Source organism: Arthrobacter sp. FW306-1B-F12A (assembly GCF_058781865.1).
Genome location: NZ_JBYSXD010000004.1, coordinates 38928 through 48922, shown reverse-complemented (window position 1 = coordinate 48922; position 9995 = coordinate 38928). Strand labels below are relative to the sequence as shown.

Below are 9995 nucleotides of genomic sequence, written 5' to 3'. Positions count from 1 at the left end.
CACGGGCGGTCTGGGGTACCCGAGCAGCGACGAGCAATGCGGACTGTCTGGAGGGGTATGCTCCCAGCAGTTCCAACGCGGATCCATCTACTTCGTCCCGGGATACGGGACGTTCTCCGTTGTGGGCGCCATCAGTGGCCGCTACCAGTCCCTGGGCGGCCTCAGCGGCTACCTCGGAGCCCCGCACGGTGACGAGCAGTGCGGCCTGCGGTTCGGCGGCTGCTCGCAACAGTTCACGCGCGGCAAGATCTACTTTGCGATAGGCGCCGGAACCCAGCCGGTTTGGGGCGGCCTTGGCAGTTTCTACGACTCCCGCCATTCCCAGGACGGCGTCATCGGGTACCCCGTCACGGGCGAAGCCTGCGACGGGGCCGGGAACTGCAGCCAGAGCTTCCAGTTCGGACAGCTTCAGTGGATCAACGGTGGAGGTGTCAGGTACACGATCTCCACCGCAGGGTACTGCCCCGCTTTGAACTCCGGCGCCGTGAAGTACCCGACTAACGGGGCGCAAAGGGTGTCCCTGGCGGTAGCGGACGCGTACCGTGCAACCCAGGTATCGATGATCACCTGCGTCCGCAGGCCCGGTGACGGGCAGTACGTGAAGGAGTGGGGTGCGATCGGCTCCGCCGGGGAGTCGGGGTTCGCCGGACCCGGCGTGGCGACCGGCCCCACCTGGCAGGCGTTCTCGCCCACAGGTTCTTTCACGGTGACCGAAGCGTTCGGCCTCGGCAACCCGGGAACGGCCCTGTCCTACCGGACGCTGAACCCGTTCTCGCGCTGGGGCGGCAGGCTCAATGCGAACTACAATCAGTACTTCGAATCCAGCTCGGACATCTTCCCGGACGAGAACATGTGGTACTTCGCGACCCGGCCAACGCACGACTATCGTCAGGGAGTGGTCATCAATTACAACCGGCCACCGGACTCGCCCATCGTCATGAACGCCGGATTCGCGATCTTCATGCACGGCAACAACAAACCCACCTGGGGTTGCCTCGCGTTCAACGATCCGGACTTGCTGCAGTTCATGCACACCGCCCAGGCCGGGGACCGGATTGTGATGGGAGTAGGCTATGAAATCTTCTGGTAGGAGCGTCCGCACCTGGGCGGTGCCACTGTCCGTTGCCCTGGCCGGGCTCTTGCTGACTGCTTGCCAGGGCGGCTCGGAGCCAAGTGGCTCAGCGGCGAGCCCGGCACCAGCCAGCGCCCTGGCCTCTCCAAAAACCGATGCCACGGCCTCCCCGGGCACCACGGCCATGGACGGCAGGATCATCGGGACCCCCGACGCGCAGGCCTGCAAAGTGCCTGGCACAGACGAGATCCGGCAAAAGCTTGGAGCCATTGCCGCGCAGATCCAGCCGGGTGTGCAATCAGTCACGGAAACCCAAGGCGTAAAAGAAACGAGTTGCACTTTCAGCTTGGTGGGTGTGCCCAACGGACAGGATCCCGATCCGGGCAACGCCCTGACCATTTCCACAACCGTGTACCCGGACACGGCTGCCTTGGGCAAAGTGGAACTGCCTCGGCTCATGATGTCCCCCAAGTCCGTCGACGGCGCAGGCGAACGGGCTTGGTACGCGCGGAACCAGTTGTCCTCGAGTACCGAGTACGTCCTTGAATCAGCTTCGAAGAACGTCATCACGAGGATCACGCTGGCAGTCCCTGTCCAAGCACCGCCGGTCGAACAGTCCCAGGACAAACTCACCTCGCTACTGCAAGCTCCCTGACGCGGGACGGCCAGCCACTTCACATGGCCGGTTTCCTTTAATTGGTTTCCTTTATTTGGCTGCAACTGCCGCCACGTCCAGGTTCAGCTCGGTGACGTTGACGGACGGCTGCCCAAGGAAGGCCTCAAGTCCGGTGACGGTTCGGCGGTCAACCATGGCCTGCACCGTCTCGGGACTCAGCCCGTGCGCCTTTGCCACCCTGGGCACTTGGAGGCGGGCGTAAGCAACCGAGATCTGCGGGTCCAGCCCTGAACCGCTCGCCGTCACGGCGTCCGCGGGGACGTCAGACTCCTTGACACCTTCCGCAGCGGCAACGGCGGCACGGTTGGCTTTGACGGCGTCGAGCAGTTTGGGATCGTTGGGTCCCAGGTTGCTGGCAGTAGATGCCCCCGGGTCCCACTTGGCCGCCGACGGGCGGGCGTGGAACCACAGCGGGTTCTGGGTGCCGGCGTCGTTGGCAGAGACTTGCGCGATCAGGGCAGAAGCGGCGGGCTTACCTGCCGCGTCTTTCACGATGGAGCCATTGGCCTGGAAAGGCGCAACGGCCTGGCCGATACCGAAAATCGCCAATGGGTAGATCAATCCAAGGACCACGGTGGCCAGGAGCAGGAACCGAAGTGCCGTTCCTGCTTGCCGAAAATAACCGGGAAGGGTGTTCATGGTTGTCTCCTAGCCGATGCCGGGGATGAGGGAAATGAGCAGGTCGATGAGCTTGATCCCGATGAAGGGAGCCACAAGACCGCCGAGGCCATAAATGGCCAGGTTCCGGGCCAGTGCCTGGTTTGCCGAGACAGCGCGGTACTTGACCCCCCGCAAGGCGAGCGGCACCAGGGCAATGATGATCAACGCGTTGAAGATCACCGCGGAGAGGATGGCCGAGGACGGCGAGGCCAGGCCCATGATGTTCAAGAGCCCGAGTCCGGGAAAGGCGCCTGTGAACAGGGCTGGCACGATTGCGAAGTACTTCGCCACGTCGTTGGCGACCGAGAACGTGGTCAAGGCGCCGCGGGTGATGAGCAACTGTTTGCCGATGCCCACGATGTTGATGAGTTTGGTGGGATCCGAGTCCAGATCCACCATGTTGGCAGCTTCCTTGGCAGCCGGAGTACCCGAATTCATGGCGACGCCGACATCCGCCGCTGCCAGCGCGGGGGCATCGTTGGTGCCGTCGCCCGTCATGGCCACCAGCCGGCCGTGCGCCTGTTCTTCCTTGATGACAGCGAGTTTGTCCTCCGGAGTGGCCTCGGCGACGAAATCGTCGACGCCTGCCTCTGCAGCGATTGCCTTGGCCGTGATGGGGTTGTCACCCGTGATCATCACCGTCCGGATGCCCATCCGGCGTAGTTCGGCAAAGCGGGCATGCATGCCCGGCTTGACCACGTCGGCGAGGTGGATCGTGCCGAGGACCCGGGCTCCGCCGTCGTGCCCGACGCCGGCCACCAACAGCGGGGTGCCGCCCTGGGCTGAGATTTCCCGCACCTTGCGGTCCACTTCGGCGGGCGTCTTGCCACCGGCGTCCGCCACGAACTTCGCGACGGCGGTAGCGGCGCCCTTGCGGATCTTCCGCCCGTCGAGGTCCAGGCCGCTCATCCGCGTGCTCGCGCTGAACTCGACAATTGCGAACTCTTCCGTTCCCTTCAGGAGAGCGGCAAGGTCCGGGCCGCCGACGCCCTTTTCCGCTGCGAGATCCACGATCGAGCGTCCCTCCGGCGTCTCGTCGGCAAGGCTGGATAGCCGGGCAGCCTCGATGAGTTCGGTCCGCTCGACGTCGTGGGCGGGGAAGAAGTTGACCGCGCGGCGGTTGCCGTAGGTGATGGTGCCGGTCTTGTCGAGCAGGAGGGTGGTGATGTCTCCCGCGGTCTCCACGGCGCGGCCGGAAGTGGCCAGGACATTGTGCTGCACCAAGCGGTCCATGCCAGCGATGCCGATCGCCGGCACGAGCGCGCCGATCGTCGTCGGGATCAGGCAGACCAGCAGCGCCACCAGCACGATCGGCGATGGCGTTGCCCCCGGCAGGGAAGCGAACGGCGCCAAGCTCATGGTGACCGCAAGGAACACGATGGTGAGCGAGACAAGGAGGACGTGGAGGGCGATTTCGTTGGGCGTCTTTTGCCGAACAGCGCCTTCCACAAGCTTGATCATCCGGTCAATGAACGTTTCGCCCGCCTCAGCCGTAATGCGAACGGCGATGCGGTCCGAAAGGACCTTGGTGCCGCCGGTCACGGAGGAGCGGTCGCCACCGGATTCACGGATCACGGGCGCCGATTCACCCGTGATGGTGGATTCGTCCACGCTCGCCAGGCCCTCGATGATCTCGCCATCGGAGGGGATGACGTCCCCTGCTTCGCACATGACGACGTCGTTCTTCCGCAGTTCCGTTCCCGGCACTTCCTTGAGGGTGCCGTCCTCCAGCCGAAGCCGGGCAACGACACCTTTCCTGCTGGCCCGGAGACTGTCTGCCTGGGCCTTGCCGCGGCCCTCGGCGATGGCTTCCGAGAGGGTTCCGAAGAGCACCGTCAGCCAAAGCCAGATTGTCACCGATATGCCGAACACTGCTGGCTTGAGGATGCAGATGGCCGTGCAGAGAGCCGCCCCTACCAGCACGGTGAACATCACGGGAGAGTGGATCATCTGGCGTGGCCCCAGTTTCCGTACTGCAACCGGCAGCGCAGTCCGGATACTGGCAAGGTCCAGCTTTGCCGGTGCCTTGGTGTGGTGCTTGTGCTCTCCCGGAGTTCCCAGGGGATTTCCGTCTGCGTAGGTCCGGGCGGCGGTGTCCGTTGTGGACGGGGTCATTTGAGGAGTCCTTCTGCGAGGGGGCCCAGGGCGAGGGCAGGGAAGTAGCTCAACGCCGTCATGATCACCGTGACGGCGAGCAAGAGCGAACCGAAGAGCCAGCCATGGGAGGGCACTGTTCCGGCGGATGCCGGGATCCGGGCCTGTTTTGCCAGGGATCCTGCCAGGGCCAACACCAGCACGATGGGGAGATAGCGGCCAAGCAGCATGGCGATTCCCATCATGGTGGACAGGTAGGGGCCGGAGGTGGTGATACCGGCGAACGCGGAGCCGTTGTTGTTGGCTCCGGAGGTGAAGGCGTACAGCACTTCGCTGAATTGGTGCGGTCCGGTTGCAGGGGCGTTGGCAACGGCGTCCGGGAGAAGGACGGTGATTCCAGCCGTGGCCAGCACGATGACGGGCGTCACCAGGATGTACATGGCCGTGAGCTTCATTTCCCGTGGCCCGATCTTCTTGCCCAGGAATTCCGGAGTGCGGCCCACCATGAGCCCGGCGATGAACACGGAGACGATCGCGAGCATGAGCAGGCCATAGAGCCCCGACCCCGTGCCGCCCGGAGCCACCTCGCCGAGCATCATGTTGACCATGGCCACGCCGCCGGCCAAGGGCGGAAGCGAATCATGGGCCACGTTGATCGCTCCCGTTGAAGTCAGGGTGGTGGCCGTGGCAAAGATGGAGCTCTGCGCCGCGCCAAAACGCTGTTCAAAGCCCTCGCCCAAACCGCCGGCTGCCGCCGTTGCCGTTCCCGCAGCGCCGGCAACGGCCCAGCCCATCAGCAAGGTGGACGCCAGCCAGAGCATGCCCATGACACCGACTACTGTGTGCCCCTGCCGCTGGTCCCCCACCATGCGGCCATAGGCGTACGGCAAGGCAGAAGGAATGAGCAGGATCAAGAAGACCTCGAACATGCTGATGAAGACGTTCGGGTTCTCAAACGGGTGCGAGGAATTGGCGTTGAAATAGCCGCCGCCGTTGGTGCCGAGGATCTTGATGGCCTCCTGGGAGGCCACCGGCCCGCCGGGGATGGTCTGGGTGACGCCTGTTGCTTGGTTGACGACGTCGGTGGACCAAAAGTTCTGCACCACACCGCCAATCACCATCACGATGGCCGCGAGCGCAGCCATCGGAAGCAGTACACGGAACGAGGTGCGGGCAAGGTCCACCCAGAAATTCCCCAGCCTGTCAGTCCGGGTGCGAGCGATGCCGCGGATCAGGGCAATCACCACCACGATTCCGACTGCGGCAGAGAGAAAGTTCTGCACGGCCAGCAGGCACATCTGTACGAAGATGCCCATGGTGGTCTCGGGGACGTAAGTCTGCCAATTGGTGTTCGTCGCGAAGGAGATGGCCGTGTTCATGGCCGTCCAGGGATCCACGCCGGCCAGGGAATTGTTCCCTGGCAGGACGCCTTGGAGCCGCTGGAGCAAGAACACCACCAGGATGGACACTGCAGAGAAGACCAGGACACTGCGCAGGTAGATCGACCAGCTCTGTTCGGCGCCGGCATCCACTCCCGCGAGGCGGTAGAACAGCCTCTCCGCCCGTGATGACTTCTTGCCGTCAAACACGAGGGCAAGGTAGATGCCCAGGGGCCTGTGCACCAAGACCAACAGCAAGAGCAGGACAACCACCTGGGTGAGGAAGGAGGCAACGCTGAAAACCATCCCGCATCACCACTTTTCCGGGTGGATCAACACGGCCAACAAGTAGCCGAACAGACACAGGCCTGAAATGAACAGGACCAACCACATCACGGCGTCCGCGCTCATTGCCCGCTCACCGGCCCATCGCCGTCGACGATTTTGCCCAGAAGGTGGGCAATCCACATCACGATCCCCATGGACACCACGAAGATCCCCACAACAGCCACGTCGGCCATTGGAACGTCCTTTCATCCGCGCCCCGTTTGCGGGGCTGATGCCAGTCAACTCCCCGGCAGACGGCGAAAATCGGTTCCTGATGGTTCCTTAACACCGCAGGGCCGAATCTTGACGGCTTCTTAACAGGCGCAAAGTGGATTCCGGGAAATCGACGTTAAGGATTCATCAAGATCGGCTTCAACCAGCGAAAACACCTGTGGCCGGTGTTATGTTCAGCAATGATCGCGGTGCCTGCGCGTCGCGCGGAAAGGACACCATGACTACCTTGAGCAGGCCCCCGGCTGATCCTTCGGCCCCACGGCCCGGAGGCATGGCCTCCCTTCGGACATGGTTGCTGTTCGGACTGCAAGACTCCAAAGGATCCCACCAAGGACCTGGTGCGGTGGGCGATCCCCATCTGAAGAAGCATTCGTGGTGGCAGGTCATGTGCCTCACCGGCGTCGACTATTTCTCCACCCTCGGCTACCAGCCGGCCATCGCAGCCTTGGCCGCCGGAGTGATTTCGCCGTTGGCCACCATCGTCCTGGTGGCCGTCACGCTGCTGGGTGCCCTGCCTGTGTACCACCGCGTCGCAGGTGAAAGCCACCGTGGCGAGGGATCAATCGCCATGCTTGAGCGCCTCTTGCCACGATGGGGAGGAAAGCTCCTCGTCCTCGTTCTCCTCGGGTTCGCGGCAACGGACTTCATGATCACCATGACCCTCTCGGCCGCGGACGCCACGGCCCACGCAATCCAGAATCCACTCGCCCCGGGCTGGCTGCAGGGACAGAACATCCTGGTCACTTTGTTCCTTCTGGCCCTGCTGGCCGCAGTATTCCTGCGCGGGTTCAAGGAAGCCATCGGCGTGGCGGTGGTTCTGGTCATCGTCTATCTGGGCCTCAACGTCGTGGTCGTGTTCTCAACGTTTGTGGAAGTGTTCGCACATCCGGTCGCAGTGGGTGACTGGTGGCATGCACTTTCCACTTCGCACGGAAACCCGTTCATGGTGATCGGCATCGCGCTACTCGTTTTCCCCAAACTCGCCTTGGGCCTGTCCGGTTTCGAGACGGGAGTCGCCGTGATGCCCCAGATCCGCGGACGTGCCTCGGACACGGAGGAAAACCCTGCCGGACGGATCAAGGGAACCCGCCGTCTCCTGACCACGGCCGCGGTCATCATGAGTTCGTTCCTGATCGCCACCAGCTTCACCACCGTTGTGTTGATTCCGGACCAGGAATTCCAAACCGGCGGCCAGGCCAATGGACGGGCCCTGGCATTCCTTGCGCACCAATATCTCGGCGTGGGGTTCGGCACTGTCTACGACCTAAGCACCATCGCCATCCTGTGGTTCGCAGGCGCCTCCGCCATGGCGGGGCTGCTGAACCTGGTCCCGCGGTACCTGCCGCGATATGGAATGGCACCGGGATGGGCCCGGGCAGTGCGCCCCCTCGTGTTGGTATTCACCCTCATCGGGTTCCTGATCACCTTCCTGTTCAACGCCGACGTGGACGCCCAGGGTGGCGCGTACGCCACCGGGGTGTTGGTGTTGATGACGTCGGCCGCCGTGGCGGTGACCCTCTCCGCCCGCCGTTTGAGGCAGCGCAAGCGCACCGTCGGATTCGGCGTCATCGCCCTTGTCTTCATCTATACGACAATTGCCAACATCTTCGAACGTCCCGAAGGCATCCGGATCGCCGCGATCTTTATCGTGGGGATTATCGTGATCTCCCTGCTTTCCCGGATCCGGCGCTCGTTTGAATTGCACGCGACCCACGTCCACCTGGACCGCCAGGCGCTGGAATTCATGTCCACCAACCTAAGTGGCCCGATTGCGCTCATCGCCCACGAACCCCTCCGCCTCACCGCGGAGGCCTACCGGGACAAACTCACCTCAGCGATCGAAGTCAGCCACATTCCGGTGGATTACCAGGCGCTCTTCCTGGAAGTGATTGTGGACGATTCCTCCGACTTCGAAACCGCGCTCGAAGTCCACGGCGTGGTTCGGCACGGACACCAGATCCTCGAAGTCCACGGCCCGGTGGTCCCCAACACCATCGCCTCGGTGCTGCTGCACATCCGCGACGTGACCGGCCTCATGCCGCACATCTACTTCCGCTGGACCGAAGGCAACCCGGTCATCAATCTCCTTCGCTTCCTGTTCCTGGGCGAGGGAGAGATCGCTCCAGTCACCCGGGAAGTGCTGCGTGAAGCCGAACCCGATGTCAGCCGCCGCCCGTGGGTCCACGTGGGCTAAGCGCGGCTACAAGGTGGCCTGACGGCGATGCCGTCAGGGCCGCTCAGGCACCTCGCCGTTCGCTACCGCTTCGATCCAGTCGACCGCCTCGTCCGAGAAATAGAACCCCGAAGGCCCGTTCTCACCAACCCACCAGGCATCGGAAGTAACAACACCTCCAACTTGGGCGATCTCGGCAAGCACCTCGGGGGACACTGCGTCGCCATTGTTCTCGATCAGCCATTCTTGGGTGGACGGCTTCAGCTTCGGCCACCAGTGCTCGATACTCATGGCCGAAGTCTGCCATGCCTGCCCCATTTGCTCGAGCCTTGACCGTTAAGAGAGTGCTAAATCTCCGCCCTGCCGCATATGGAAACCGTAAAGACCACCGGTGGCGGGTCCTTTCGGTGATCTGATCGAGTGAAGAATTCACGGCCACCCGGGCTGTGGACTGGTCCTCCGCAGGAGCTGACGTAAGCATGAAGCGCTTTGGCTTTACCCACGGAACGGCACCCGACACCACGGTTCCCGGCAGCAGCCCGATCGACTATGTTGTGGTCGACGACGTCGGTGATTTCTCGTACTATCCGTCCGAGGCCGCCATGCTCGACAACTTGGAATACGTTGACGAAGCAGCATGCATCCTTGACCGAGCCGGAAACGACTACCGCCTGACCATGGATAAGGACAGGCACCTGCGCCTGGGCCCTTCGTTGGGCACTGTCGAATTCAACTGGCTCCGCCAAGCGTGGACAACCAACCAATGTCGGAATATGCAGACCCACCCCTTACAACGGTTCTCCCCGGAAACGTTGGAAGCCCTCCTTGCCGGATTGTTTGAAATGCTTTACCTCGAACAATCCGGCAGGACCACGGATGCGCCGTGGGTGTTGGAGGTGGATGGCGAAGTAACCCACCCTGCGACGCTCCAAGAAGTCAACGGCCTCCTCACACGCGAGGATCACCTCGAACGAGTCACGGTGCATGACCCATTCGGCCACGACTATCAGCCAATCCGACACGCAGGGCACCGCTTCTCCTTTCCCACCGGGAGGTCCATCTACTACGTCGAGGTTCCTGGGAGATTCAAGCGGGACGGCGTCCACCACTGAGGCCACCCGCACGGCACGCAAATACTTCTCCGCACTTGCGACATGAATCGTCTGCACGCGCCACACAGTAGGCATGAAGATCCAAACAGCGGCTGCGGTGCCCGTCGCGGATGGCATGTGGCTGCTTCTGACCCGGTGGCGGGACCAGAGCCTCGTTGCGCAGCTCAGGACGCGGCAACCGGCACGCGGCGATTTGCTTCGTCAATAGACGCGATCCCCGAACCGATGGAGCCTTCCGAGAACGACGTCGTCGACCAAGTGCCCGTCC

10 protein-coding genes are annotated in these 9995 nt (G+C 63.0%); 5 read left to right on the top strand and 5 right to left on the bottom strand.

Annotated features, from left to right (window positions below; genetic code table 11):
- Both AC3WJU_RS03275 and AC3WJU_RS03270 read left to right on the top strand, forming a co-directional pair.
- Positions 1-1090: L,D-transpeptidase family protein (locus tag AC3WJU_RS03275; RefSeq protein ID WP_492259104.1), on the top strand; the 1090-nt coding region annotated here is incomplete at its 5' end.
- Positions 1074-1727: a hypothetical protein gene (locus tag AC3WJU_RS03270; RefSeq protein ID WP_332602829.1), complete on the top strand. Its 654-nt coding sequence runs from the start codon at positions 1074-1076 to the stop codon at positions 1725-1727. The genes AC3WJU_RS03275 and AC3WJU_RS03270, both read left to right, overlap by 17 nt.
- A gap of 51 nt (positions 1728-1778) precedes the next feature.
- Here AC3WJU_RS03270 and kdpC read toward each other — a convergent pair whose 3' ends face one another.
- Genes kdpC through AC3WJU_RS03250 form a run of 4 tightly spaced genes read right to left on the bottom strand, consistent with a single transcriptional unit; the run spans position 1779 to position 6274 of the window.
- The gene (gene kdpC, locus AC3WJU_RS03265; RefSeq protein ID WP_059388763.1) at positions 1779-2387 is read right to left on the bottom strand and encodes a K(+)-transporting ATPase subunit C; all 609 of its coding nucleotides are present in this window, start codon (positions 2385-2387) and stop codon (positions 1779-1781) included.
- Between the two features lie 9 nt (positions 2388-2396).
- Positions 2397-4523 carry a potassium-transporting ATPase subunit KdpB gene (gene kdpB / locus AC3WJU_RS03260; RefSeq protein ID WP_306964505.1) on the bottom strand — a complete coding sequence of 709 codons (2127 nt, stop codon included), beginning with the start codon at positions 4521-4523 and terminating at the stop codon, positions 2397-2399.
- On the bottom strand, positions 4520-6187 hold the full coding sequence (gene kdpA / locus AC3WJU_RS03255; RefSeq protein ID WP_492259103.1) for a potassium-transporting ATPase subunit KdpA: 1668 nt from the start codon (positions 6185-6187) through the stop codon (positions 4520-4522). Before kdpA ends, kdpB begins: the two co-directional genes overlap by 4 nt.
- A gap of 6 nt (positions 6188-6193) precedes the next feature.
- Positions 6194-6274, bottom strand: a complete 81-nt coding sequence (locus AC3WJU_RS03250) for a potassium-transporting ATPase subunit F (protein WP_284988983.1) — start codon at positions 6272-6274, stop codon at positions 6194-6196.
- Between the two features lie 385 nt (positions 6275-6659).
- Here AC3WJU_RS03250 and AC3WJU_RS03245 point away from each other — a divergent pair, with 385 nt between their 5' ends.
- Positions 6660-8636 (top strand): APC family permease, encoded by a 1977-nt coding sequence (locus tag AC3WJU_RS03245; protein ID WP_059388766.1) that lies wholly within the window; start codon positions 6660-6662, stop codon positions 8634-8636.
- Between the two features lie 33 nt (positions 8637-8669).
- On the opposite strand, the gene AC3WJU_RS03240 is transcribed toward AC3WJU_RS03245, so the two are convergent.
- Positions 8670-8906: a hypothetical protein gene (locus tag AC3WJU_RS03240; protein ID WP_059388767.1), complete on the bottom strand. Its 237-nt coding sequence runs from the start codon at positions 8904-8906 to the stop codon at positions 8670-8672.
- Positions 8907-9094: 188 nt separating this feature from the next.
- On the opposite strand from AC3WJU_RS03240, the gene AC3WJU_RS03235 reads away from it, so the two are divergent.
- Complete coding sequence (locus AC3WJU_RS03235) at positions 9095-9727, top strand: hypothetical protein (RefSeq protein ID WP_492259102.1); 633 nt, start codon at positions 9095-9097, stop codon at positions 9725-9727.
- Positions 9728-9800: 73 nt separating this feature from the next.
- Positions 9801-9935 carry a hypothetical protein gene (locus tag AC3WJU_RS03230; protein WP_284988918.1) on the top strand — a complete coding sequence of 45 codons (135 nt, stop codon included), beginning with the start codon at positions 9801-9803 and terminating at the stop codon, positions 9933-9935.
- The last annotated feature ends 60 nt before the right edge of the window (positions 9936-9995 follow it).

What these genes read in the sequence shown, in the direction of transcription:
- kdpC (WP_059388763.1), bottom strand. Translation starts at nt 2,387, where the DNA reads ATGAACACCCTTCCCGGTTATTTTCGGCAAGCAGGAACGGCACTTCGG.
- kdpA (WP_492259103.1), bottom strand. Translation starts at nt 6,187, where the DNA reads ATGGTTTTCAGCGTTGCCTCCTTCCTCACCCAGGTGGTTGTCCTGCTC.
- kdpB (WP_306964505.1), bottom strand. Translation starts at nt 4,523, where the DNA reads ATGACCCCGTCCACAACGGACACCGCCGCCCGGACCTACGCAGACGGA.
- AC3WJU_RS03230 (WP_284988918.1), top strand. Translation starts at nt 9,801, where the DNA reads ATGAAGATCCAAACAGCGGCTGCGGTGCCCGTCGCGGATGGCATGTGG.
- AC3WJU_RS03240 (WP_059388767.1), bottom strand. Translation starts at nt 8,906, where the DNA reads ATGAGTATCGAGCACTGGTGGCCGAAGCTGAAGCCGTCCACCCAAGAA.
- AC3WJU_RS03250 (WP_284988983.1), bottom strand. Translation starts at nt 6,274, where the DNA reads ATGTGGTTGGTCCTGTTCATTTCAGGCCTGTGTCTGTTCGGCTACTTG.
- AC3WJU_RS03270 (WP_332602829.1), top strand. Translation starts at nt 1,074, where the DNA reads ATGAAATCTTCTGGTAGGAGCGTCCGCACCTGGGCGGTGCCACTGTCC.
- AC3WJU_RS03235 (WP_492259102.1), top strand. Translation starts at nt 9,095, where the DNA reads ATGAAGCGCTTTGGCTTTACCCACGGAACGGCACCCGACACCACGGTT.
- AC3WJU_RS03245 (WP_059388766.1), top strand. Translation starts at nt 6,660, where the DNA reads ATGACTACCTTGAGCAGGCCCCCGGCTGATCCTTCGGCCCCACGGCCC.